At 45.3% G+C, this 22,232-nt stretch carries 24 protein-coding genes and 1 tRNA gene; 11 read left to right on the forward strand and 14 right to left on the reverse strand.

Annotation, left to right across the window (positions count from 1 at the left end; genetic code table 11):
• The first annotated feature begins 201 nt into the window (after positions 1-201).
• Positions 202-2,997 (forward strand): isoleucine--tRNA ligase, encoded by a 2,796-nt coding sequence (gene ileS / locus HMPREF9429_RS03950; protein WP_006941846.1) that lies wholly within the window; start codon positions 202-204, stop codon positions 2,995-2,997.
• A 66-nt stretch (positions 2,998-3,063) separates the two neighbouring features.
• On the opposite strand, the gene HMPREF9429_RS03955 is transcribed toward ileS, so the two are convergent.
• The 3 genes from HMPREF9429_RS03955 to HMPREF9429_RS03965 form a co-directional block, all read right to left on the reverse strand.
• Positions 3,064-4,569, reverse strand: a complete 1,506-nt coding sequence (locus tag HMPREF9429_RS03955) for an ABC transporter permease/substrate-binding protein (RefSeq protein ID WP_006941848.1) — start codon at positions 4,567-4,569, stop codon at positions 3,064-3,066.
• Positions 4,562-5,296, reverse strand: coding sequence for an ATP-binding cassette domain-containing protein (locus HMPREF9429_RS03960; protein WP_040774187.1), 735 nt, complete (start codon positions 5,294-5,296; stop codon positions 4,562-4,564). Before HMPREF9429_RS03960 ends, HMPREF9429_RS03955 begins: the two co-directional genes overlap by 8 nt.
• Positions 5,297-5,491: 195 nt before the next feature.
• Positions 5,492-5,692 carry a DUF1858 domain-containing protein gene (locus HMPREF9429_RS03965; protein WP_006941852.1) on the reverse strand — a complete coding sequence of 67 codons (201 nt, stop codon included), beginning with the start codon at positions 5,690-5,692 and terminating at the stop codon, positions 5,492-5,494.
• A gap of 201 nt (positions 5,693-5,893) precedes the next feature.
• Here HMPREF9429_RS03965 and HMPREF9429_RS03970 point away from each other — a divergent pair, with 201 nt between their 5' ends.
• The 3 genes from HMPREF9429_RS03970 to HMPREF9429_RS03980 all read left to right on the forward strand — a co-directional run bounded on the left by HMPREF9429_RS03970 (position 5,894) and on the right by HMPREF9429_RS03980 (position 8,678).
• Positions 5,894-6,358 (forward strand): hypothetical protein, encoded by a 465-nt coding sequence (locus HMPREF9429_RS03970; protein ID WP_006941854.1) that lies wholly within the window; start codon positions 5,894-5,896, stop codon positions 6,356-6,358.
• Between the two features lie 227 nt (positions 6,359-6,585).
• Entirely contained in the window at positions 6,586-7,905 is a 1,320-nt protein-coding gene (locus HMPREF9429_RS03975; RefSeq protein ID WP_006941856.1) for an MFS transporter, read from the forward strand.
• Positions 7,906-8,048: 143 nt separating this feature from the next.
• A complete protein-coding gene (locus HMPREF9429_RS03980; protein ID WP_006941858.1) occupies positions 8,049-8,678 on the forward strand; it encodes a hypothetical protein in 630 nt (209 codons plus the stop codon).
• A gap of 69 nt (positions 8,679-8,747) precedes the next feature.
• Here HMPREF9429_RS03980 and HMPREF9429_RS03985 read toward each other — a convergent pair whose 3' ends face one another.
• Genes HMPREF9429_RS03985 through murQ form a run of 3 tightly spaced genes read right to left on the reverse strand, consistent with a single transcriptional unit; the run spans position 8,748 to position 12,097 of the window.
• A complete protein-coding gene (locus HMPREF9429_RS03985) occupies positions 8,748-9,827 on the reverse strand; it encodes a MupG family TIM beta-alpha barrel fold protein (protein WP_006941860.1) in 1,080 nt (359 codons plus the stop codon).
• Between the two features lies 1 nt (position 9,828).
• Entirely contained in the window at positions 9,829-11,196 is a 1,368-nt protein-coding gene (locus HMPREF9429_RS03990; RefSeq protein ID WP_040773760.1) for a PTS transporter subunit EIIC, read from the reverse strand.
• Complete coding sequence (gene murQ / locus HMPREF9429_RS03995) at positions 11,186-12,097, reverse strand: N-acetylmuramic acid 6-phosphate etherase (protein WP_006941863.1); 912 nt, start codon at positions 12,095-12,097, stop codon at positions 11,186-11,188. The genes HMPREF9429_RS03990 and murQ overlap by 11 nt, the downstream gene beginning before the upstream one ends.
• Positions 12,098-12,212: 115 nt before the next feature.
• Between murQ and HMPREF9429_RS04000 the strand changes: the two genes are divergently transcribed.
• From HMPREF9429_RS04000 to gmhA, 3 genes are all read left to right on the forward strand, one after another.
• Positions 12,213-12,289 (forward strand) — tRNA-Arg (locus tag HMPREF9429_RS04000).
• A 134-nt stretch (positions 12,290-12,423) separates the two neighbouring features.
• Positions 12,424-12,990, forward strand: coding sequence for a beta-class carbonic anhydrase (locus tag HMPREF9429_RS04005; RefSeq protein WP_006941864.1), 567 nt, complete (start codon positions 12,424-12,426; stop codon positions 12,988-12,990).
• A gap of 94 nt (positions 12,991-13,084) precedes the next feature.
• Positions 13,085-13,591, forward strand: a complete 507-nt coding sequence (gmhA, locus tag HMPREF9429_RS04010) for a D-sedoheptulose 7-phosphate isomerase (protein ID WP_198005688.1) — start codon at positions 13,085-13,087, stop codon at positions 13,589-13,591.
• Positions 13,592-13,736: 145 nt separating this feature from the next.
• Here the strand turns inward: gmhA and HMPREF9429_RS04015 are convergent, their stop codons facing one another.
• The 3 genes from HMPREF9429_RS04015 to HMPREF9429_RS04025 form a co-directional block, all read right to left on the reverse strand.
• Entirely contained in the window at positions 13,737-14,246 is a 510-nt protein-coding gene (locus HMPREF9429_RS04015) for a folate family ECF transporter S component (protein ID WP_006941866.1), read from the reverse strand.
• A 144-nt stretch (positions 14,247-14,390) separates the two neighbouring features.
• Entirely contained in the window at positions 14,391-15,038 is a 648-nt protein-coding gene (locus HMPREF9429_RS04020; protein ID WP_006941867.1) for a lactate utilization protein, read from the reverse strand.
• A 6-nt stretch (positions 15,039-15,044) separates the two neighbouring features.
• Entirely contained in the window at positions 15,045-15,686 is a 642-nt protein-coding gene (locus HMPREF9429_RS04025; RefSeq protein WP_050777765.1) for a tetratricopeptide repeat protein, read from the reverse strand.
• Positions 15,687-15,796: 110 nt separating this feature from the next.
• On the opposite strand from HMPREF9429_RS04025, the gene HMPREF9429_RS04030 reads away from it, so the two are divergent.
• Positions 15,797-16,777 carry an AEC family transporter gene (locus HMPREF9429_RS04030; RefSeq protein ID WP_006941869.1) on the forward strand — a complete coding sequence of 327 codons (981 nt, stop codon included), beginning with the start codon at positions 15,797-15,799 and terminating at the stop codon, positions 16,775-16,777.
• A 20-nt stretch (positions 16,778-16,797) separates the two neighbouring features.
• Positions 16,798-17,055: a hypothetical protein gene (locus HMPREF9429_RS04035; protein WP_006941870.1), complete on the forward strand. Its 258-nt coding sequence runs from the start codon at positions 16,798-16,800 to the stop codon at positions 17,053-17,055.
• Positions 17,056-17,125: 70 nt separating this feature from the next.
• On the opposite strand, the gene HMPREF9429_RS04040 is transcribed toward HMPREF9429_RS04035, so the two are convergent.
• From HMPREF9429_RS04040 to HMPREF9429_RS04050, 3 genes are read right to left on the reverse strand one after another with little or no spacing between them, the layout of a single operon-like run.
• Positions 17,126-17,653 carry a Gx transporter family protein gene (locus tag HMPREF9429_RS04040; protein WP_006941871.1) on the reverse strand — a complete coding sequence of 176 codons (528 nt, stop codon included), beginning with the start codon at positions 17,651-17,653 and terminating at the stop codon, positions 17,126-17,128.
• Positions 17,654-17,661: 8 nt separating this feature from the next.
• Positions 17,662-18,048 (reverse strand): NusG domain II-containing protein, encoded by a 387-nt coding sequence (locus HMPREF9429_RS04045; RefSeq protein ID WP_006941872.1) that lies wholly within the window; start codon positions 18,046-18,048, stop codon positions 17,662-17,664.
• On the reverse strand, positions 18,048-18,536 hold the full coding sequence (locus tag HMPREF9429_RS04050; RefSeq protein ID WP_006941873.1) for a PTS sugar transporter subunit IIA: 489 nt from the start codon (positions 18,534-18,536) through the stop codon (positions 18,048-18,050). The genes HMPREF9429_RS04045 and HMPREF9429_RS04050 overlap by 1 nt, the downstream gene beginning before the upstream one ends.
• A gap of 160 nt (positions 18,537-18,696) precedes the next feature.
• Between HMPREF9429_RS04050 and HMPREF9429_RS04055 the strand changes: the two genes are divergently transcribed.
• Together HMPREF9429_RS04055 and HMPREF9429_RS04060 are read left to right on the forward strand one after the other, a co-directional pair.
• Entirely contained in the window at positions 18,697-19,575 is an 879-nt protein-coding gene (locus HMPREF9429_RS04055) for a LysR family transcriptional regulator (protein ID WP_006941874.1), read from the forward strand.
• Positions 19,576-19,701: 126 nt separating this feature from the next.
• The gene (locus tag HMPREF9429_RS04060; protein WP_040773767.1) at positions 19,702-20,970 is read left to right on the forward strand and encodes an MFS transporter; all 1,269 of its coding nucleotides are present in this window, start codon (positions 19,702-19,704) and stop codon (positions 20,968-20,970) included.
• Between the two features lie 155 nt (positions 20,971-21,125).
• Here HMPREF9429_RS04060 and HMPREF9429_RS04065 read toward each other — a convergent pair whose 3' ends face one another.
• A complete protein-coding gene (locus HMPREF9429_RS04065) occupies positions 21,126-21,539 on the reverse strand; it encodes a flavodoxin (protein ID WP_006941876.1) in 414 nt (137 codons plus the stop codon).
• Positions 21,540-21,552: 13 nt separating this feature from the next.
• The gene (locus HMPREF9429_RS04070) at positions 21,553-22,110 is read right to left on the reverse strand and encodes a DUF3793 family protein (RefSeq protein WP_006941877.1); all 558 of its coding nucleotides are present in this window, start codon (positions 22,108-22,110) and stop codon (positions 21,553-21,555) included.
• Positions 22,111-22,232: the final 122 nt, after the last annotated feature.

The raw sequence follows: 22,232 nt of genomic DNA on the forward strand, positions 1-22,232 counted from the left end.
AGCGAGTCGGTGACGGTGGGAGACCGACAGAAGGAACCCTTGGCGAATCACTTCGGAGTTGCAGCCGCGAACCGGTTGCCGGCTTACCGCCGTTAACGGGTCAAAAGTGGCTGTACGCAGTTATTAGGGTGGTACCGCGGTGATTAAACATCTTCGTCCCTTAGGGATGAAGATGTTATTTTTTTTAAGGAGGAAATCATAATGGATTATGGTAAAACCTTGCATCTTCCGGAAACGGAATTTCCGATGCGCGGCAATTTGCCGAAAAGAGAACCTGAATTATTGGCTTTTTGGAAAGATAACGATATCTATCACAAACGCCTCAAAAAAAGAGAAGGAGCGAAAAAATTTATTCTCCATGACGGACCTCCTTATGCGAACGGAAAATTACATATCGGTCACGCCTTAAACAAGGTATTGAAAGATATTATTTTAAAATACAAGACTCAGCAGGGCTTTTATACTAAGTACGTACCCGGGTGGGATACGCACGGGTTACCGATTGAACATGCCGTTATTAAAGAAACGGGGCTCAATCGTCATGAAATGAGTCCCCTCGACTTGCGCAAACGTTGTCATGATTATGCGTTGGCACGCGTCGATGAACAGCGGGCGGACTTTATTCGATTCGGGGTTCTCGGGGAATGGGACTATCCGTATCTGACTTTGGCTAAGCACGTAGAAGTAGCCCAAATCGGTGTCTTCGGTACAATGGCTAAAAAAGGTTATATTTACAAGGGCTTGAAGGCCGTATACTGGTGCCCCCATTGTGAAACCGCCTTGGCTGAAGCGGAAATTGAATATAAAGAAATTAAGTCCAACTCTATCTTCGTACGCTTTAAGGCTGAAGATTTAGGTAGCCATGCTCCGCAGGGATTCGATAAGGGCCATACATATGCGCTTATTTGGACGACGACGCCTTGGACCATTCCGGCCAATAAGGCCATCGCTGCTAACAGTGACATTGAATATGTATGGGTAAAGGTCGGCGATGATGCTCTCTTGTTGGCCAAGGAACTCGTTGAATCTTCCATGGAAGCCGCCAAGGTTACGGAATATGAAGTATTGCCCGGCGTCATGAAGGGAACGGATATTGAAGGGTTGCGTTTTGTACATCCCATGTACGAAGATCGTAAAGTCCCCGTTATCCTCGGCGACCATGTAACCTTGGAAGCCGGCACGGGCTTAGTTCATACGGCTCCTGACCATGGGGTAGAAGACTTTGAAGTTTGCAAAAAATATCCCGACTGGCATTTGGAACCCATCGGTACCGTAGGCCCTGACGGAAAGTATACATCGGCCGTTCCCGGCTATGAAGGAAAGTTCGCCCTTGATATGAATGTAGAGATGATTAAAGCATTGGCTGCTTCCGGGGCCCTCTTTGCTAAGGGATCATTGCGTCACCAGTATGCACATTGCTGGCGGTGTAAGAATCCCATCATTTATCGTGCTACGGAACAATGGTTTTCATCTGTTGACGGGTATCGTAAAAAGGCTTTAGAAGCCATTGATCAGGTACAGTGGATTCCTTCATGGGGACATGACCGTATTTATAATATGATTCGTGACCGCGGCGACTGGTGCATTTCTCGTCAACGTGTTTGGGGGGTACCTATTCCTATTTTCTACTGCCGCGAACATAACCATGCCATTATTACGGATGAAACCATCGCTCACTTGCAGGAAATCTTTGCTAAAGAAGGGTCCGATGCATGGTGGGCTCATACGGAAAAGGAATTGCTTCCCGAAGGCTTTAAATGCCCTGAATGCGGTTGTACGGAATTCCGAAAAGAATCGGATATTATGGACGTCTGGTTTGACAGCGGTTGCACGCACCAAGGCGTATTGTGCCATGATCCCGAATTGGCATATCCTGCCGACATGTACTTGGAAGGATCCGACCAACATCGCGGTTGGTTCAACTCATCCCTGCTCACATCGGTAGCAGCTAACGGCATCGCTCCGTATAAGGCCGTTTTGACGCACGGCTTTACCGTTGACGGTGAAGGTCGTAAGATGAGTAAATCCGTGGGCAATACCGTAGCGCCTCAGGAAGTTATTGACCAGTACGGTGCTGATGTTATGCGCCTTTGGGTATCGTCTGCCGACTATCAGGGCGATGTAAGACTCTCGCCGAAAATTTTGAAACAGCTTAGTGATGTATATCGTAAAATTCGTAATACATTCCGCTTCCTTCTCGGTAATATTAATGATTTTAATCCTGAAACGGATGCCGTTTCTTATAAGGATATGTCGGAAATTGACAAATGGGCTCTTCTTAGATTGGAACAGGTTCTGGAAACTGTTACGGAAGCTTATGAAAACTACCAGTTCCATGTTATGTATCATACCATTCACAACTTCTGCACCGTCGATCTCAGCTCTATCTACTTAGATGTAACGAAGGATCGTATGTATACGGAAAAAACGGATGCTCGTGAACGTCGTAGCGCCCAAACGGCTATGTATATCATCCTCGATACGTTGGTTAAAATCGTATCACCCGTACTTTCTTTTACAGCTGAAGAAGTATGGAAATATATGCCTGCCGTTTCAGGTAAGGAAGAAAGCGTGCTCCTTACGGACTGGCCCGAATATCATAAGGAATATCTTGATACGGACTTGGCGGCTCGTTGGACCAAGCTTTTGAGCTATCGCTCAGATTTGACCCGTATTTTGGAAGGGGCTCGTCAGGATCGTACTATCGGCCACTCTTTAGATGCGGCCGTTACGATTTATGCGACCGGCGATTCATATACTTTCTTGAAAGAATGGGAAGATAAATTGGCAACCTTGCTGATTGTCAGTGAAGCCACACTGGTTGAAGGTGCAGGCCCTGTCGATGCCGTTGCCGGTGAAGAACACGGTGATATGAAAGCTGTAGTTGCAGCCTCGGCATATGAAAAGTGCGAACGTTGTTGGAAACATGATAAGACGGTCGGTACGGACGCAGATCATAAGACCTTGTGCCACCGTTGCGTTTCATCTTTGGAATAAAAACCGGACTTACATGAAAAATCAGGCCTTGAATTTCAAGGCCTGATTTTTGTATTGGCAGAGACTTTAAATTAAACCACGGCTTTGTAAATAGTGTTTGGCTACATCCTGAGCGCTCTTGCCGTTGACACGTACATCGTAGTTCATGGTACGCATTTCGTCTTCCGTTATTTTGCCGCCTAAGGCATTTAAAATCTCCTTTAATTCCGGGTGGTCTATTAAGACCGACTCGCGAATAAGGGGGGCTCCCCGATAGGACGGGAAGAGGTGTTTGTCGTCTTGCAAGACGACGAGATCATATTGCACGAGTTCACTGTCAGTAGAATATGCATCCGTAATCGTAATGGCACCGTTCTTAAGGGCTTCGTAACGAAGGGCCGGCTCCATTGTCTTTACGTGTAAGTTCAGGCCGTAGAGGGACTGAAGACCGCGGTAACCGTCTTCCCGATCGGTAAATTCCAGGGTGAAGCCCGCCACGGCATAGTCGGAAACTCGAACCAAGTCGGAAATCGTTTTTAAGGAATGAGTTTCGGCAAAAGCGGAGGGAACGGCAACGGCGTATGTATTTTCATAGGCCATAGGTTCTAAATAGACAAGATGATCTTGTTTATAAATAAGGTCTCGTCCTTGTTTATATACTGTTTCGGCGTTTGTAGACGGAGTCGGTTTTTCCTTCAACAAGGTAGTCGTTACAGTTCCCGTAAATTCGGGATATATATCGATATCGCCGCTTTTTATGGCTTCGTAGAGAAAGGCCGTTTTGCCGAAATTCGGTTTTAATTCCACCTTTAGATCGCTATGAGCCTCAATAAGCTCCTTATACATGTTAATCAGTATATCCGGTTCAGTGCCGAGCTTTCCGGCAATAATCACTTTATTATGAGGCATATTCGGCTGAACGAAGGCAGCCGTTGTACCGATGGCTATGATCAGGAAAGAGACGGTTATAAAGCGGAGTGAACGCCTTTCTGCCAAGCGTAAGAAACTGCTGAAAGCAATGGCTAACAGTGCTGATGCGAAAGCGCCGATTATAATGAGGGAACTATCATGGCGATCAATGCCGAGAAGAATGAAGGAGCCGAGTCCGCCGGCACCGATAAGGGCGGCTAAGGTAGCCGTACCGATAATCATAACGGCGGCTGTACGCACACCGGACATAATGACGGGCATGGCTAAGGGGATTTCATAAGTTTTTAACTTTACGAAACGGTTCATGCCCAAGGCTTCACCGGCTTCTTGAAGGGACGGATCGATTTCGTTGATACCCGTAACAGTATTTTGTAAGATAGGGAAAAGAGCATAAATGACGAGGGCTACCAAGGCCGGAATGGGGCCGATGCCGAAGAGGGGAATCATAAGGCCTAAAATAGCCAATGAAGGCAAGGTCTGCATAATTCCTGTCAGTTGCGTTATTACAGCGGCCATTCGGGGCTTACGACTGATGAACAGTCCCAAAGGAAAGGCAATAAGTATGGCCAGGCACAAGGAACTGACAGACAGTTCCAAATGCTGGATGAGCGCTGTAAAGAGGTCATGTTGCCGGTCTATAAAGACGGCTATAAGATTATTCATCAATATCACCGCCCATCTCGAATAAGCGTCTTACAAACTCGTTTTTCGGATGACGGCGAATCTTTTCCGCTGTATCAATCTGGATTATCTGCCCCTTATCCATAATACAAAGACGAGTACCCAAGTAGGAGGCTTCAACCATATCATGAGTCACGAAGACGACGGTTAGGTTAAATTCTTGATGAATTTTTTTGATAAGACCCTGTAATTGCTTACGAGTTAGGGGGTCTAAGGCACTGAAAGGCTCATCCATGAGTAAAACCTTCGGACGACCGATGAGGGAACGGATGATGCCGACACGTTGTTGTTGTCCTCCTGACAATTCGTGGGGATAGCGGTGCATGAATTCGTGAGGATCCAGGCCCGTCTTTTCAAGCCATAGATAGCTACGCCGCCGAATTTCATTTTTATCGATATGCTTCATTGACGGGACGAGGGCTATATTCTCACCGACTGTTAGGTTCGGAAAGAGCGCAATTTGTTGCAGTACATAGCCGGTATCAAGTCGCAGCGACCGTAAATTCAGATCGTGAAGGGGATTGCCGTTGCGGAGAATCGTTCCGCTTGTCGGCTCTATAAGACGGTTTAATAACTTCAGTAACGTCGTTTTACCGCTTCCGCTGGCACCGACGAGAACAAAAAACTCCCCGTCATTTACCGTTAAGGTTGTTTCGTGAAGAACCGTGGTTTGACCGTATTGTTTAGTTATCTTTTTCAGTTCGAACATGGCTAAATCCTTTTTTTCAGTCAAGGGCAGTAGATAGCATTCCGGTGCAAGTCTTACTTTCAGAGCGAATAAATCAGTCTGTGTTTGTTGCTTTTGAGGTACTATAACAGCTGTGAGTATAACTGTCAAAGTATTAGATATAAAAAATGCAGGTGTACGCATGTACACCTGCATTTTTTATATCTTTGGTACTATCTATCCTTCCGAAATACAATCATTCAAGTCGGCAATTAAAGCGTCTACGTCGATTCCGTGAGCTCCGGCCCCTTCACCGATTGTTTCAAAATGAGATGCCATACAACCGACGCAACCCAGACCGTAGTCTTGGAAAATTTCAATGATTTGCGGATATTTCTGAACTGCTTCAATAATGTTCGTATCTCTGGTAATGGCCATGTGAAAAGCCTCCTTATATTTATACTGGATAAGTAGTTTTTACGATTTTTATTATAGCATACTTTGGCGATTTGGCTATAAAAATCTAAAAAAAGAGGTAAAACTTGCGGCTTCGCGGGACACGTGATAAAATGCCATAAAGTCATCAAACTGTCGATACCGATGTTTTTGTGTAATTAGAAGGTGGAGGCGGGCACAAATATGAAAAGACTATTCATAAGCATGGGCTTATTTTTGTGGCTGGTTATAGGCGGAGTCATGATAGCCGGAGCGGAATCATATCCTGTATATTTGAATGAGGACAGGAACTATATTCTCTGCGATGCCTATAAGGAAACAGCCTGGTATTTGGATCGCAGTTCATTAAACGTACAAAAATATGATCCTCCGCAATATATTATTGCCGTTAATGTTGTCACCGTGCCTGATGCGGATCGAGGAGGGACGGATATTAACGGAGTCAGGACTTTTCGCTTCTTTTATAATTATGAATTAAAGCGGATGTATGTGGATCTCAGTTTGACAGATGCTTGGCGGTATCTCGATCCTAACGGCGATTGGGCGGCGACGGATATATCTTTGCCTGTAGGAGAATTATCTTTTGCATTAGCTTACAATATGAAATTTTACGATTCTTATGATGACGCTTTTTACGGCCGAATATAAAGAGACGCTTCCAGTGAAGCGTCTCTTTATATTTTTTGACAAGAATGATAAGAAGTATCAGCATTGTGTGAAATGATAAGAAAATGAGATTGCCTAATTTATATATATATGATAATATCCAAGCGTAATATATAAGCTTGTTTGATAGGTTTTTGTCATTTTATCATTTATCTGCCGATTCATGTTCAGCAGCAAAAACTTATGAAACGGAAAATGGAGGGACAATTATGTCAGCGCAAGTAAATGCGGAACTGGTCAAACAGTTCAACCGATTCAAATTTCAGTCCTTGTGCGGGATTTTTATCGGTTATGCAGCGTACTATATTGTACGTAACAATTTTATTTTTTCTACGCCTTATCTGATGGGTGAACTCGGATTAAGTAAGAGTGAAATCGGTTTACTTACCAGTTGTATGCTCATTACGTACGGTCTCAGCAAGGGTTTTATGAGCATGCTTGCCGATAAGTCGAATCCGAAATATTTTATGGCACTGGGTCTTATTCTTTGTATTCTTGTTAATATCGCCATGGGATTCACGACCAGCTTCTATCTTTTCGTACTTCTCGTCGTCAGCCTCGGTCTTTTCCAAGGTATGGGGGTCGGGCCTTCTATTATTACGGTTGGACATTGGTTCCCCCGATCCGAACGGGGACGTGCCAGCACGACGTGGAATGTATCGCATAACCTGGGAGGCGGTCTTGTTTCACCCTTAGTCGGTGCGGCTCTCAGCTATATCGGTACGGAACATTGGCGAATCGCCGCTTATCTCGTGCCGGCAATGGCTGCTTTGGTGTGCGTCCTTTTAGTTCTTTATTTGGTTAAGAAACGCCCTGTAGAAGAAGGGTTCCCGCCTGTTGAAGAAGTCTTTCATGAAGAATCGGTCAATACGAAGGTCATGAAGAATTCGGACGAAAAGCCGAAAGATATGTCGGCCTTTAAAATCTTCTATGAATATGTCTTTAAAAATGCCAATTCCTGGTATTTGGTACTTATCGATATTTTCACGTATATGGTTCGTTTCGGAATGATTACGTGGATTCCGTTGTACTTATTGACCGAAAAAGGATTGACTCGCGGAGAAATGGGCTTTGCTTTCATGCTCTTTGAATGGGCAGCCATTCCGTCTACTTTGTTAGCCGGCTGGCTCGTCGATAAGTATTTTAAAGGCCGTGTCATGATGCTGCCTATTTATTGTCTTGTTGTTATTTTTGCTTGCGTGTTCGGCTATATGTCGTCTACATCTATTGCGGCTATTACGGTCTTTGCTACTATTACGGGGTGCCTTATTTATGTGCCTCAATCTATGGTTGCCGTTCAGGCCATGGAAGTTATTCCCAGCTTTGCACTCGGTTCGGCTGTCGGCTTACGCGGTTTTATGAGTTATATTGTCGGCAGCTCCATGGGCACGACTCTTTTCGGTTTTGTCGTCGACCATTGGGGTTGGAACAGCGGGTTCTACCTGATTATGGTAGGCGTTGTTGTTTGCCTCTTTTCCTGCTACCTTTCTAATCGAGGCGTGCAGAAAATTTATCGAAAAGACGCTTAAGAGAGTAACCGTAAAAGCTCTGTTTCCTTATGGAAACAGAGCTTTTTTGTAAAATTCGGGCCATTGTGTTTCAGAAAAAAATAAGTTTATGTATAATAAAAGGGAAGTTTATAGATAAATCTTTTCAGTAAGGATGCTGCTCTATGTTACTTGCTTATAAAAAACGTCGTGAACGATATGCCGTAGCTGTTACCGTAACTGCTTGGGTAGGGTGTGTTTCCTATGTTGTATTTTTGTTGTTAGCCTCTCTTTTATATGAGCTGCACGGGGAAGAGTTGCCTATGCCGTATCTGCCCTTTGTGACCGCCGGCACCCTGGTATTGGCGATTTTTTGCTTCTTTTTGTATTTTCGTTGTAATCGGATTAAAGCACGGGGTGAACGGCGCTTCCATGAAGGCGAGGCACGGCTCTTGCGAAAGTGGTCGGCATGTACGCCTTACATGGCAACCTTACCTAAAATCATACAGGTGCAGGTGTTGCACGAAGTGGTTGGGCAGGTTCGCCTCGTCGGAATTCTTGCCATTTTAACGCCCGGAGTGTACTTTCTATTCGGCAATATAACAACCAACCGTTTTATTTTCAAAACGTACTTACCCTTCGTTACGCAACTTTTGCATACGCCTGAAGGGAAGGGAACTTGGTTGGAGCCGATGGTCGCCGTCATGCCTTTCGTAGTTCTTGCTTACGTGCTTTTGCATCTTGTTGAGGTGTGTTTTGTGCCGTTATTTATTAAGCACTCGACACGATATCATTTAAAGCGTCACGGAGAATAAGGGCTGTGTGAAAAACTCACGAGAAATTTTTTCTCGTGAGTTTTTGTGTATACGCTGAAATGTAAGAACTTATGACCCCATATCCTTGCAGACGAGCATAAAGGACTGGTTTTCCGTAATACCGTCCAGAAGCCATGTGTCCTCTTCTTTTATACGGGCAACGAGGCGTGTTTTCGAATCTGCCGGCAAATCTGTCGTAATGACTTGTATTTCACCGTTATAACGACCGTAAGCGCCGGTGTCGACAGTAATATCACCGCGACGCCGTACCGTTGTGTCGGAATTTATAGGGACGGATATGTCTTTAAATACATTCGTACGAATACGGTTGACACGAATGACGTTGCAGGCCCGGTCAGGGCGGGACAGGAAGGGAATGTTGACGATTTTTTCCACTAAGGACTTGTCTCCTTGTGGAACAATGGGGAGCCTAATGCAGTCCGTCGATTCATAGGCGCCGCTCTTAAGGGCCTGAATGTCTTTTTGTGTAGCACGAGAGTCGCCGATGAATACCTCATCAGTGCCTAAGAGACGTAAGAGTCGAGTAGCTTTATAAATATCCGTATTACGCGTAGTCTCTAATGTAGGTAGGCCGCAATGCAAGGGACCTCGTCCGTGATTTGCGGCAGCGACAAAAGCTCCTGTTGCTATACGATAGTGGTGAAATAATTCATTTTTATGATATAAGTCACGAGGACCGAGGCCTGTATAAGGTCTCGGGTAAAAGTTGTGTAGACCTGTAATGCGCGAAAAATCACAGCCGGCACTGCAAAGAGCGTCCAAATCGTTGTATGACAAGGTAGAAGCGTTTAAGGCCAGGTCGGAGTCATAAGACAGGTCGGCAATTTCATGGGGTAAAAAGCCGTCGTCGAGGCGAAGGATGCTAATACCCGCTTTATGAAAACAACTTACTTTCTTTCCGAATAATTTTTTCGTTTCAGGAGTCATATCGGCGATAACGTTTATGTGATTTTTTCGACTTAGAGATAAGACGTACTCCAGATCTTCGGAAAAGGTTGTTTGATCTGCCTCGGGGATATGGAGTGATAAAAAAAGGTACTTTAAATTCTCTTTTATAGCAAGGGCCACTGATTCTTCTAACGATTTGCGACTATCCAAGCCTGGATATACGGAAATTCCGATGGTCATACTATACCTCCTCGCAAGATTCTTGCGGATCTGCAAACCCTATTATATACGTTAAAAAAAATCCGACGGTATAGGCTGTAATCAGTCCCAACAAATAGTACAACGGCCGCGTCGTAGCTGCGGCTAAAGGTAGACCGGATATACCGAAGGCCGCAGCTCCGATTCCGAAGAAGGCGATAACGGCACCGCCACAGGCTCCACCCAGACAAGCACAGATGAACGGTTTTCCCAAAGGTAGGGTTACTCCGTAAATCAGCGGTTCGCCGATACCGAGGACACCTACGGGCAAGGCGGAAGCAATCGTCTTTTTTAAATGATTATTCTTCGTTTTTGTGTAAACGGCAATGGATGCACCTACTTGTCCGGCACCGGCCATGGCGAGAATGGGTAAGAGAACCGTAACGCCATAGCGAGACAATAATTCGGCGTGGATGGGAGTCAGGCCTTGATGAACGCCCAAGAGGACGAGGGGTAAAAAAGTACCTGCTAAGACGAAGCCGGTCAAAGCGCCACCTTTATCTATAGCCGTTGTCGCCAAAATTCCTATGGTTTCGGAAATAAATCCGCCTACAGGTTGACAAATAAGAATGGCCAGGGCGGAAGCTATAAGAAAGGTCATCAGAGGGGTTAAAAACAGATCAAACATATCAGGAATCAAATGGTGTAACTTCTTTTCCGTCTTGGCGGCTATAAAGCAGATTAAGATGACGGCAATAATACCGCCGCGGCCGGGCGTCAGGGGTGCATCGAAAAGCATGATCTTAGACAGCGCCGGATGCATCATAAAGGCTGCCAGGATACCGCCGATTATCGGGGTGCCTTCAAACTCCTTGGAGGCCGACAGGCCTACGAAGATGTTTAATCCCCAAAAGGCTGTATTACCGGCGACGGAGGCCAGTTGGAACCAGGCCGTAACGGCCAGATTCGGGTCAACCTTGGCTATGCCGTTCAAAATACCTGTCAATAAACCGCAAGCAATAAAGGCGGGAATGAGGGGGGTGAAAATGCGGGAAATTTTTCGCAAACCTTCTTTAAAAGGAGTCGCATTTTTTTTGCGAATTCGCGTATGTAAATCGTCTCCGCCCGTAATTGGAGAAGGCGACGAAGCGATCGTCATTTCTTCATTTTTTATAATTTCTTCAAGGGCTTCCGTTACCTTAGAAGCTTTGCCGGGCCCCAGGATAACTTGCCATTCCGCACCGGAAATGTGTACACCTTTTACGTCTTCCAAGGCCTCTAAAGCCTCTTTTGTAAAGTCCTCTTTAGCTACCGTGAAGCGAAGGCGTGTCATACAGTGGTAAGGGTTAATAATATTGTTTGCCGGACCTATAATATCGTATATTTGCCGTGCCGTTTCCTTATAAGTCATGGTTGCCTCCATCCAAGGTGTGACGTATATAGCCGTCTGCTTGTTCAAGTCGTGCGTTTGCCTGTTCTGCCGTTACATGTAATAAAAGCATGACGATGGCTGTTTTGGCCTTGCCTGCCGCCGCATTCAATGCTGTTTCGGCTTCTTTAATTGTACAACCGGTCGCATCGACGACAATGTGCTTGGCCCGTTCCCGCAATTTTTCATTAGTGGCTTTGACATCGACCATTAAGTTGCCGTATACCTTGCCTAATCGAATCATGACCCCTGTCGACAAAATATTTAGGATCATCTTTTGTGCCGAACCGGCTTTCATGCGGGTAGATCCCGTAATGACTTCAGGTCCGGTTACGGCACAAAGTTCAAGGTTCGCGACGGCAGCCAACGGTGATGCGGGAGAAGAGGTGATGCAGATGGTATAGGCACCGCAAGAAGCGGCATAGCGTAAGGCTCCGAGGGCATAGGGGGTGCGGCCCGATGCACTGAGGCCGACAACGGTATCAACGGGTGAAAGTTCTTTAGAAGACAAGTCGCGGGCGCCTGCAGATTCCGAATCTTCGGCACCTTCTTTAGCCGTAAAAACGGCAGACTCTCCGCCGGCGATGAGGGCTTGTACGGTTTGCGGGTCTGTATTGTATGTGGGGGGACATTCGGCGGCATCCAAAATCCCGAGTCGTCCTGAAGTACCGGCGCCGACGTAAAAAAGTCGTCCGCCTTGGCGTATACGACTTGCCGTTTCATCGACGGCCGTTGCCAAAGCGGGTAGAATTTTTTCGACGGCCAGCGGAACCTCTTTGTCAGCATGATTAATCAAAGCGACCAAGTCTTGTGTAGATAGGGTATCAATGGCTGTTGTCGCCGTATTACGCTGTTCTGTTGCAATAGTATGTAAATCAATCATGAACGAATCTCTCCCCTCGTATATTCGGATTTATTATATCATACGGAGACGGTCTCTTCGGAATTGCTTACGCCGATAGAACATGGTATCATAAGAAAGCATCATAAGTGTATATGCGCCCATAGCTCAGGTGGATAGAGCAGCGGTTTCCTAAACCGCGTGCCGGAGGTTCGAATCCTCTTGGGCGCACCAGTATATCGGCCGCATCTGCCACTGTGTGCAGATGCGGTTTCCTTATATACGGGTTTTCTAGCTGTAGGCTTGTAAGCCGGTGTGCCTTGCACGATATTGCCGGTGAAAGTTATAATGAAAAAGGAAGATGTATAATGACAAATGAGACCTTAAAGCCCATTATAAAAGAATTAAAGGCTGCCAATGAAGCCTTTCTACAAAAATCCGCCAAAGAAGGCTTGGCAGTAGTCGATAAGTACCCTAAACGGAATCTGGTTATATTGACCTGCATGGATACGCGCCTCGTCAATTTTTTAGAACCGGCCTTGGGCCTTGAACGAGGGGATGCCAAAATTATTAAGGTGGCGGGGAATACTGTAAGTGACGGATTTGACAGTGTTCTGGGCAGTCTGCTCGTAGCCGTTTATGAATTGAAGGCTCATACGGTTCTGGTTGTCGGTCACGAAGGTTGCGGGATGCTGGCGACGACAGGCGAATCGCTGTGCGCTAAAATGGCCGAGGCGGGTATTGATGAAACGGCCATAAAAGAGTTGCGTCCGTATATAGAAACTTGGGCCGATTCGATTGAGTGCGTCGAAGACTCGACGGCTCAAAGTGTCCGAAAGCTGAAAGAATGTCCTTATCTTCCCGCTTATGTAAATGTTTGCGGTTGTGTCATTAATCCCCATACGGGGGCCGTTTCCTTTCTTGAAGACTTATAAGACCTAAGGAGGTACGCTTATGGCTACTCAAATACAGGCTGCCGAATTGTTGGCAGGACAGCGTCTTGAAAATCATTTTAAAGTCGTACAGGATATGAAAAAAATCATGCCTGAAGTAGCGTCGGCGGGACTTAGGGTGCGCACGGCTTTGGAAAAGGGACGTAAGATCCTCATTTGCGGTAACGGCGGTAGTGCTGCCGATTCACAACACATGGCGGCGGAGTTTGTCGGTCGTTTCGTAAAAGAGCGACAATCTCTACCGGCGTTGGCACTTACAGTAGATACGTCCCTCTTGACAGCCGTCGGTAATGATTACGGTTTTGATTGCGTTTTTTCACGTCAAGTAGAAGGCCTGGGACAAGAAGGAGATGTTCTCATTGCCATTTCCACGTCGGGCAATAGCGCCAATGTAGTAAAGGCGGTAAAAACAGCTAAAGAAAAGGGGATTTACGTCATCGCCCTGACCGGTGAAAATGGCGGCATATTGGCAAAGGAGTCGGATCTTTGCCTGGCCGTGCCTTCGCAAGTTACGGCACGTATTCAGGAAATGCACATTATGATAATTCACATGATTTGTGAAATTGCGGAAGCGGATATATAGGAACACAAAGACACAGGTATCGTTCATGAACGATACCTGTGTCTTTGTGTTGGGGGGTACAGACCTCGTGTTGGAGGAGGCTTGACGTCATGTTTTGAACGTGCTTGTAAGCGGATGGGAATAAAAGATACAGGCTGTCATGCAGTTATAAAGTTTCCCGCTTCAGGATAGAATAAACGGCTTTATAGACGAGGAGAATTAAAAAAATCTCCAAGGGAAAGCAAATGAGATTTTTAACAATTCGTCCTGTTAAGATGGCACTTGCCGCTTTACCGTAGAACAATGTCAGCCAAAGCGTGTTGAGACCTAAGTGAACGAAGACCGTAATGAGGGCTTCCGGCAAAAGAAGTCGTTGCCACGTAACATCCTTTTTATATAAAAAGTAACCGTATATATAGCCTACGAGAAACTCGGAGACCATAAAGCCCGGAAAGAAGACGCCTTGCCCGAAGAGCAGCATGCCGATAAAACAAGCAATAGCTGCCATGATTCCGGCGGCGACAGGACCGTAGAGAATAGCGAAAATTGCCGTGGGAATAAAGCCGAAGGTGAGATGAATAAAGGTTGTGTGAATGGCCAGTATGTAGGACATAATGACCGTTAAAGATATACAGAGACCCATACGGGCCGGATTTTGAAAATGCGAGTAGTTCATGAAGCACTCCTTGAAACAGAGATTATTAAACTTTGTGAATCAACCTTAAATGTATAGCTGTTAGTGTATAGGTGAGGCCGGATTTATACAATACAAAAACCGATACCGTAAGGTACCGGTTTTGTCTTACTTACGGTAGAAAACCTAGTAACCTAAGTCTTCACCTACAAGAATGACTTTGATGCGTCCGGCAGGTCGACAGACCCGCGTGCGTACAAGGTGACAACAAATTGTTTGTTCCGATACGCAGTGCCGACACATGCCCGTAGTGTAGCAGGGAGTTTTCGTGCCGGGAAAGCGGCGTACGTTAACAGGTGCCGCTGTGGAACGGGAGCGGTGGAAAGCTGCTTCCACGTCGGGCATTACCTTGTTCATACCGACGATGACAATGACCTGTTTCGGACCGAAGGTCAGAGCGGCTACGCGATTGCCGTTTCCATCTATATTAACGAGTTGGCCGTCTTCCGTAGCCGCGTTTGTTCCCATAATATAAGTATCACAAAGAAGTGCCTTGCGCATCAGTTCAACTCTTTCTTGCGGAGATTTGGCCGTATCCCGGTCGATGACCGGATTGTGCTCCAATACGTAGGGTCTCAAGCCGATTTCATTGATCGATACGGAACCGCCCCAGGAGACGACGTGGTCCGAAGGAATATAAGAGAGTGCTTTGGCTAAGGCCTCTTCTTTGGTAGGACAGTAGGTAGCTTCGAAATTACGTTTTGTAAACTGTTTGGCCACAAGAGGTCCTTTAATGTCATAAGCTGTGTGTTTTCCGTCTGTGCGTTCATTCATATGAAATCACTCCTTATAAATTAGCTTGCGAAACCGAGAATCGTTGCGAACAGCATCAAAGTGGCTTTGTGATGCGGCGGCATTGCGAACGTTCTCCTCGTCCGTATTCATGGCTTTTTGCAAGTATTCAACCGCTTTTTCGGCATTGCCGCGGTCACCGTAAATAGAGGCAATGCCGTAATAACTCCATGTATTTTGCGGGTCCTTGTCTATGACCTTTTGAAACCAGGTAACGGCTTCATCCGTGCGGCCTGCAATTTTGTAAGCCAGTGCCAGATTGTAAAAAGAAGCCGTATCGTCGGGGTTTACGGTCAAGGCTTTTTCTATCTTTCGGATGCCTTCTTGAATATCACTTTGTGAGCCTGTCGCATTGCCGCGCATGGCCAGGGCGATGCCGGCGCCGGATAGTGCGGTATAGTCGTTTTCGTCTATGGCGAGCGCTTGTGAATACAGGTCGACGGCTCGGTCATAGTTGAAGCGACCGTAGGCCTCGCCGCCCTCTTGAATCAGTCGTGCCGCTTCAGGACTGCGTTCGTGTATTTTTGTTTGAGCCGGTTCTTTTTCGGCAACTTTTGTTTCCGTGCCGCAACCGGAAAAAATCGAAATTACGAATAAACCTATGAGTGCCGATGCATACAATCGTTTCAAAAAAACACCTCCTTTTATCATTCTCATTATACCACAGGAACAATACGGCACAGAGAGACGGTGGCTGTGTTATAATAAGTAACGTATATAAAAATGAAAGAAGGAGAGTTATGGGGGAAGGCGAACTGTTTCGCATTGCGTACATTTTTTTCGATATTATTATGCCCATCGGTGTCGGTTATTGTTTGAAAAAACGCAGTGTTGTATCATCCGGTTTTTGTAACGGCCTCATTCGTTTTAATATTATCGTCGTCATGACGGCCTTGGCTCTTTTGAGCTTTTGGACGTTACCACTACGTAAAGAATTGATGGCCCTGCCTTTTTTTGCGTATTTTAATGTCATTGTACCGTGGCTTATTGTAAAAGTAGGCAGGTTTGATCAGCGTTTTACGAATGTACAGGAAAGAGGCAGCTATTTAATTACGGCCATTCCGTCCAACGTAGGATCCTTAGGAGGCCTTTGCGGCTATATTTTATACGGTGAAACTTCTTTTGCATACATTCAACTCATGGCCGTATTTCAGAATCTGGTCATGTTTTTTGTGCTTTTTCCCATGGGAAGTTATTATAAATATGGAGTAGAAGGTGGAGCCGGCTCGTCTATACGAGATATTCCTTGGAAGAATGTATTCATTAATAAAAATCAGTTAGCCGTTGTCGGTATGGTTGTAGGGGCAATTCTTTATTCAAACGGAATTCAACGGCCGGCACTTATGGGCGACGCCTTTCATTTTCTCATTCACTTCAGTGCCTGGGCCAGTCTGGTTCCTATCGGGTATATGATTGATTTTGCCGCCTTACCGGCATATTTTAAAAAGACGGCCGAACTCATTCCCGTAAAAGTAGTGGTAACACCGCTCATTCTTTACGGAGTCAGTCTCTTCTTCTTTGAAGACCCTGTCTTGACGGGAACGATGATTATCGCTATGGCCGCACCGTGTGCTATCAACGCTCTAATAGCCGTGCGACTATATAATTTGAATGTCAATCTGTCCATGGCGGCCTTTATCGGAACGAACCTTTTTTATATATTTGTTTTTTATCCCCTGTATTATGCAGCCGTTGTCTGCAATATCTTGCCGTTTAAATAATCTCGTCAGGAGGAATTAACATGAAACTGTATGTCAGCCATTTATGCCCTGAATGCCCGCCTGTGTTGGAACTTATTAAAGAGAAAGGTTTGAATATTCCTGTCGTCAATATTACAGGGTCTATGCCGGAGCTTAAGGAGTTTTTACATCTGCGCGATACGCGGCCTGAATTTGATTCGCGAAGAGCCGGAGGGTATGTAGGCGTGCCCGGACTGGTGACGGATGAAGATACAATCTTATTTGATGAAGACTTGAAAAAATACTTGGAAGCGAAATAGAAGGGGAGAACAAAAAAGGATAGATGCCCTGACGGGTATCTATCCTTTTTTATATTCAGATAAGGAGTATTTAGGCTCCCGCATTTTTCATGCGCGCGTATACAGGCAACCGTTTCAGTCGGTTCAAGGTAAAGTGAGCCGTAATACCGATAAGAATACCCGTGCCGGCACCGGCTACGGACAGGAGCGGTAAATACAGGAGTACCTTGGCATTTTCTACAATGAGGCAGGCAATGGCCATCTGCCCCCAATTGTGTAAAATGCCGCCGGCCGCGCTGACGCCTATGAGGGTAAATCTGTTCGTCTTTTTTAAGAAGGTCATAGCGGCAAAGCTGAAAACTGCACCGGCAATGCTGTATAAAAAAGCATTTATGCCGCCGGCAAAAGCCGTTGAGAGAATGATACGGCCTAAAAGGATATAGGCCGTATCTCTTTTTCTCGGAAATGTATATAGGGCGATGACCGTAATCAGGTTAGAGAGCCCCAGTTTGGCTCCGGGAGCGATAAAGGGTACGGGCAGTAGGCCTTCAATTAAATACAGCACTAAGGATTGAGCTATAAAGATTCCGATAATAACGGATTTAAATGTTCTGTTCATAAGCACCTCTAACGAGCACGGATGATATCCGGCTCATCGCCGTCATCGGAACGGACTTCGATGAGCACCTTGTGGGGCAAGCAAACTACCGTTTGTCCGGGTCGTGAAATAAAGCCCTCGTCTATACAAATGTGGTCGGCACAGTCGGCTTCGACGACACCGATTGATTCATCTTGCACGGCTATGGTATTGTACCCCGCCGAGGTTTTAACGGTAATCAAGGTTGTACCGCGGTGAGTATCCAACGGTACGGTTTTATATTCCTTTCCGTCTACGTGTATAACGGCATATGTGCGACCGGCCCGTGATAGTGTGCCGTCGGCGAAAAAGTAAAGCGTAGGTAAAAGTGATAAAAGAAGTAGGATACCGATGAGAAGCAGGTCCTTTTTCTTCATTATTCGCAGTCCTTCCTGTATACGATTTGAACGGCCGGGTCTGTAGCGTTTACGTCACGCACTGTAACAGGGGCAACTTCTACTGTATCATCAAGGTCCGTGAAGGCACAGACACAGACGTCGGAATATCCTTCGCAATGAAGCAATTCGCGGTCAAAGGTAAGAAGTGTGTCGCCGCGAGTTACCGTATCTCCCTCTGCAACATGAATCGTAAATCCGCGGCCGCCTAAGCGAATTGTGTCGATACCTATGTGCAGTAAGTATTCTACTCCGTTAGTATCGTGTAGTACCAGTGCGTGGTTTGTATCGAAAACATAGGTAATCGTACCGCTTGTAGGCGCTGTTACCTCTCCTTTTGAGGGAAAAACGCAAAACCCGTCGCCTGTAACTTTAGAAGAGAAGACTTCGTCGGGGGTGTCATCGATAGGATGCAGTTCACCTGTAAAAGGAGAATAAATTGTTAGTGATGAAAAGTCTATAGATATCATGAGTACCTCGCTTAAAAATAATACCCTTATTATAGTTATTTTAACATAGGGGTTATTGTTTTACACGACCCAAAAGGGATTTATTGTTTAAAATAACAGGTCTTGGTATAATCGGCATATATTATTTATAAGAGTATATGTTGGAGTGGGTATATATACTATGGAATTACCGAATATTCAGACTTTAAGGAGTTTTGTCATTTACGGGCGCTTGGGGAATTTCACCTTGGCAGCCAAAGAAGCTAACGTAACACAGTCGGCGTTCAGTGCACAAATTAAAAAGCTGGAGATCATTGTCGGCGTGCCTCTTATTCGTCGGGACAATAAGGGGAGTTCCCTTACGGCAGAGGGAGAAATCTTTTACAAAGAGGCGACAAGGATTTTGAGTGCCTTGGAACAAGCCGTTGTAAGTACGCAAACCATGTATGACAGTCGTCGCCCCGAGCTTCATGTGGCCGTTATGCGCAGTATGGGTGATGTAGTCATGAATACCCATATTGCATACTTTAAGAAACATCATCCCGACTTTGTTGTGAACGTGTACGACATGGAAGAAGAAGAAATCATATCGGATTTATATGCTGAACGAGTAGATGTAGCCTTTGTCTATATTACGGATATGACGAAGTGGGAAGCGTACGGAGTCGTTCCCGTCGGTGCCGATCGATATGTATATTTCGGACCGAAATTGAATTCATCCGATCCGGTGGATAGAGAAGAAATTTTGGACTTGCCTTTATTAAGGTATCCTCCGAAATATTTTATGGAGACTGCTTTTCACGAGTACTTTGCAGGTCGACACGCCAGGGAAGAAATTCAATTGTCCAATCCCTATGCCATGATTGATTATTGCAGGCGGAATCGAGCCGGATTTCTCTTATCTGAACGGTTGGCTGAATCAACGGGAATTCGCAGAAAGTGTAAAGATTTACGACAGGGTCTGAAGTTGCCTCTTTATTTAGTACACAAAAAGGATCATGTTAAACAGCCCTATATCGATGTATTTTCCGATTACTTACAAAAGAAAAGTTTTCAGTAAAACGAATGGCGTCATTAATTATTTTGATGGCGCCATTCGTTTTATTGTCTATACATGATATGGTGACGGAATTATAATCGTCTTTATTAATTCTTTAAGCTAATATCGAAAAGGGAGTATAAGATGATGGGCGAGAAAAAGGAAACCTTATGGACTGTTCCGTTTGTACTGGATACGGTTATTAATTTGCTGGTATTTTTGATTTACTACTTATTGATGGTTATCATTGCTGTCGTAGCTAAAGATGAATTACATGCTTCAGCCAGTGAGGCCGGATTGGCGGTAGGTATTTATATTATCGGTACTGTCGTAGCTCGTATCTTTGCCGGCCGTTTTGTCGGTACCTTAGGATGCCGACGAGTCTTGTACGGCGGTCTGTTCATTTATCTTATTTCTACGATTCTGTATTTTTATATACCGAATTTGCTCGTCTTGGATACTATCCGCTTTGTAAACGGTTTTGCCTACGGTGTTACATCGACGGCAACCAGTACGATTGTGGCTACGGTTATTCCGAAGACTCGTCGAGGTGAAGGCATTAACTACTACGGTTTGAGCCTCAGCTTGGCAGCAGCTATCGGTCCTTTCTTGGGAATTTTAATGCTGTCGATTACAAACTTTACCTTTATCGTCGCTTTCTGTGTAGCTCTTGTTATTTTGTGTATTATCGGAGCGTTCTTGTTGAAGTTTGAAGAACCTACATTCAGTGCCGAAGTCGTAGAAGAAGAAAAGGGCACGCGTATTTCCGATTTTCTGGAACCGCGAGTTAACTCTATTTCTCTTGTGTCTATTCTCGTGGGCCTGTCCTACTCCGGCATTTTGGGCTTCATGGCCTCTTATACCCGTGAAGTAAATCTCGTTGAAGCAGGTACCTTGTTCTTCGTAGTTTATGCTATCGTCATTACGCTGACTAGGCCCGTCCTCGGTATCGTATTCGATCGTCACGGCGAAAATTGTGTTATGTATCCCAGCTATGTATGTTTAGCTATCGGTATCGTACTTCTCAGTCAGGCTACGGCTTCATGGATGGTCCTTTTATCGGCCGTATTTGTCGGATTGGGTTACGGTACATACATGTCTAACGGTCAGGCCGTTGTCATTAAAATGGTTCCCGTTCATCGCATCGGCGTGGCTACATCGACTTATTTTATCGCTCTTGACCTGGGCCTTGGTGTCGGGCCTTATATCTTGGGAGCTTGGAAGGAAACCGTCGGCTTTACAGGAATGTTTTCGACGACGGCTGTTATTGCTCTTGTAGCGCTTGTGTGCTACTTTCTCTTTTACGGACGCCTTGTGGGTACGGACAAGGATCCGTCTTTAAAAGCTCAACAGGAAGATGAAGCCATGCAACTGCGTATGCGTATGGCATCGGAATCTCAAATGATTGAAGAATAAAGAAATATATATACCGCTTCTGTAAGATGAGACTTGCAGAGGCGGTTTTATTATGCTGTCTGATGATACGAAGAGGTTACATAAATAAAGAAGGGCGCTTTGCGGAAGCGCCCTTCTTAATGGAGTTTCATGAAATATGAATCGGATTTTAAATCTTATGCTTTGGCAGCAGCTTCGCCGAGAGCCTTGCATTCTTCGGAATCATTCGGCGTTTCGTTAACAATAGCTGTACCGATTAAGTTTGCACCGGCATCAATTACGCGCTGTTTCCAAGTTTCCATCCAGTCACCGGTACCCCAGCCGTAAGAGCCGAAGAGACCGACTTTTTTGCCGCTTAATTTGCCGGCTAATTCTGCAAAGAACGGTTCAACTACCGTTTCTTCCAATTCTTCGCCGCCCATTGCGGGGCAACCGAGGAGAATAACGTCTTTACCTGCGACGGCGTCGACGGTTGTATCGTCAAATAACATTTTTTCAACTTCAGCACCGGCACCCTTTGCTGCTGCTTCGATTTCGTTAGCCATTGCTTCCGTGTTGCCTGTGCCGCTCCAATAAACGATTGTTACCATAATGAACTCCTCCTTAAGCTACTATAAGCTCTTCTAATTTTATGCCAACAGAGAATCTGTTGATATAGTCTTGACGACAGCGTGTATACGTTTCGAAGATTTCGGCCGCTTTTTGAGCATCGCCGTATACCTTCCATTCACCGCACAGTTTGGCATGGTTGCCGCTATTGCGAATAAATCCGTAAACATCTTCAACAGGATAACCGAGGAAAATCCCTGACTCGTGGGGAAAACAACCCGTCTCGGAAAAACGTTCTTTCAATTTGTTCAACATATCGGTCAATGTCATACTGTCACTATATCCGAATTGTCGTAAGAAACAAAGGTTGCATTTGCGACGCACGTATTCACAGATCATTTTCGGACGATATACGTATAACAGCGTTCGAGTCGGGCAGGTGAATAAAATGCGAAAATATAATCCTTTTTTGTTGAATTTATGATTATATTTATCAACCGTATTTTTAAATTCATCTACGGTTCCCTGGCGGTGGAAACAGAGAAGAGCACCGGGTTTAAGACCCGCCAATGTCGGTGCACAGTGATGAATTAAGAGTGTATCGATATTCATGCCCTACCTCCGCAAACCATATCATCTGTCGATATCAATATATCAATTATGAAAAAAGTTGTCAATAAAAAGTAGCGGTAATTTAAATTGTATTCTTCATTTGTATGAGTAAACCTATGGTA

Source organism: Megasphaera micronuciformis F0359, from assembly GCF_000165735.1.
In the GTDB taxonomy this organism is placed as follows: Bacteria; Bacillota; Negativicutes; order Veillonellales; family Megasphaeraceae; genus Megasphaera; species Megasphaera micronuciformis.

What these genes read in the sequence shown, in the direction of transcription:
- HMPREF9429_RS04015 (WP_006941866.1), bottom strand. Translation starts at nt 14,246, where the DNA reads ATGAACTACTCGCATTTTCAAAATCCGGCCCGTATGGGTCTCTGTATA.
- HMPREF9429_RS03965 (WP_006941852.1), bottom strand. Translation starts at nt 5,692, where the DNA reads ATGGCCATTACCAGAGATACGAACATTATTGAAGCAGTTCAGAAATAT.
- HMPREF9429_RS04065 (WP_006941876.1), bottom strand. Translation starts at nt 21,539, where the DNA reads ATGGTAACAATCGTTTATTGGAGCGGCACAGGCAACACGGAAGCAATG.
- HMPREF9429_RS03990 (WP_040773760.1), bottom strand. Translation starts at nt 11,196, where the DNA reads ATGACTTATAAGGAAACGGCACGGCAAATATACGATATTATAGGTCCG.
- HMPREF9429_RS04035 (WP_006941870.1), top strand. Translation starts at nt 16,798, where the DNA reads ATGAAACTGTATGTCAGCCATTTATGCCCTGAATGCCCGCCTGTGTTG.
- murQ (WP_006941863.1), bottom strand. Translation starts at nt 12,097, where the DNA reads ATGATTGATTTACATACTATTGCAACAGAACAGCGTAATACGGCGACA.
- HMPREF9429_RS04060 (WP_040773767.1), top strand. Translation starts at nt 19,702, where the DNA reads ATGGGCGAGAAAAAGGAAACCTTATGGACTGTTCCGTTTGTACTGGAT.
- HMPREF9429_RS03955 (WP_006941848.1), bottom strand. Translation starts at nt 4,569, where the DNA reads ATGAATAATCTTATAGCCGTCTTTATAGACCGGCAACATGACCTCTTT.
- HMPREF9429_RS04005 (WP_006941864.1), top strand. Translation starts at nt 12,424, where the DNA reads ATGACAAATGAGACCTTAAAGCCCATTATAAAAGAATTAAAGGCTGCC.
- HMPREF9429_RS04050 (WP_006941873.1), bottom strand. Translation starts at nt 18,536, where the DNA reads ATGATATCTATAGACTTTTCATCACTAACAATTTATTCTCCTTTTACA.
- HMPREF9429_RS03985 (WP_006941860.1), bottom strand. Translation starts at nt 9,827, where the DNA reads ATGACCATCGGAATTTCCGTATATCCAGGCTTGGATAGTCGCAAATCG.
- HMPREF9429_RS03975 (WP_006941856.1), top strand. Translation starts at nt 6,586, where the DNA reads ATGTCAGCGCAAGTAAATGCGGAACTGGTCAAACAGTTCAACCGATTC.
- HMPREF9429_RS04055 (WP_006941874.1), top strand. Translation starts at nt 18,697, where the DNA reads ATGGAATTACCGAATATTCAGACTTTAAGGAGTTTTGTCATTTACGGG.
- HMPREF9429_RS04020 (WP_006941867.1), bottom strand. Translation starts at nt 15,038, where the DNA reads ATGAATGAACGCACAGACGGAAAACACACAGCTTATGACATTAAAGGA.
- HMPREF9429_RS04045 (WP_006941872.1), bottom strand. Translation starts at nt 18,048, where the DNA reads ATGAAGAAAAAGGACCTGCTTCTCATCGGTATCCTACTTCTTTTATCA.
- HMPREF9429_RS04040 (WP_006941871.1), bottom strand. Translation starts at nt 17,653, where the DNA reads ATGAACAGAACATTTAAATCCGTTATTATCGGAATCTTTATAGCTCAA.
- HMPREF9429_RS04030 (WP_006941869.1), top strand. Translation starts at nt 15,797, where the DNA reads ATGGGGGAAGGCGAACTGTTTCGCATTGCGTACATTTTTTTCGATATT.
- HMPREF9429_RS03980 (WP_006941858.1), top strand. Translation starts at nt 8,049, where the DNA reads ATGTTACTTGCTTATAAAAAACGTCGTGAACGATATGCCGTAGCTGTT.
- HMPREF9429_RS03970 (WP_006941854.1), top strand. Translation starts at nt 5,894, where the DNA reads ATGAAAAGACTATTCATAAGCATGGGCTTATTTTTGTGGCTGGTTATA.
- ileS (WP_006941846.1), top strand. Translation starts at nt 202, where the DNA reads ATGGATTATGGTAAAACCTTGCATCTTCCGGAAACGGAATTTCCGATG.
- HMPREF9429_RS04070 (WP_006941877.1), bottom strand. Translation starts at nt 22,110, where the DNA reads ATGAATATCGATACACTCTTAATTCATCACTGTGCACCGACATTGGCG.
- gmhA (WP_198005688.1), top strand. Translation starts at nt 13,085, where the DNA reads ATGAAAAAAATCATGCCTGAAGTAGCGTCGGCGGGACTTAGGGTGCGC.
- HMPREF9429_RS03960 (WP_040774187.1), bottom strand. Translation starts at nt 5,296, where the DNA reads ATGTTCGAACTGAAAAAGATAACTAAACAATACGGTCAAACCACGGTT.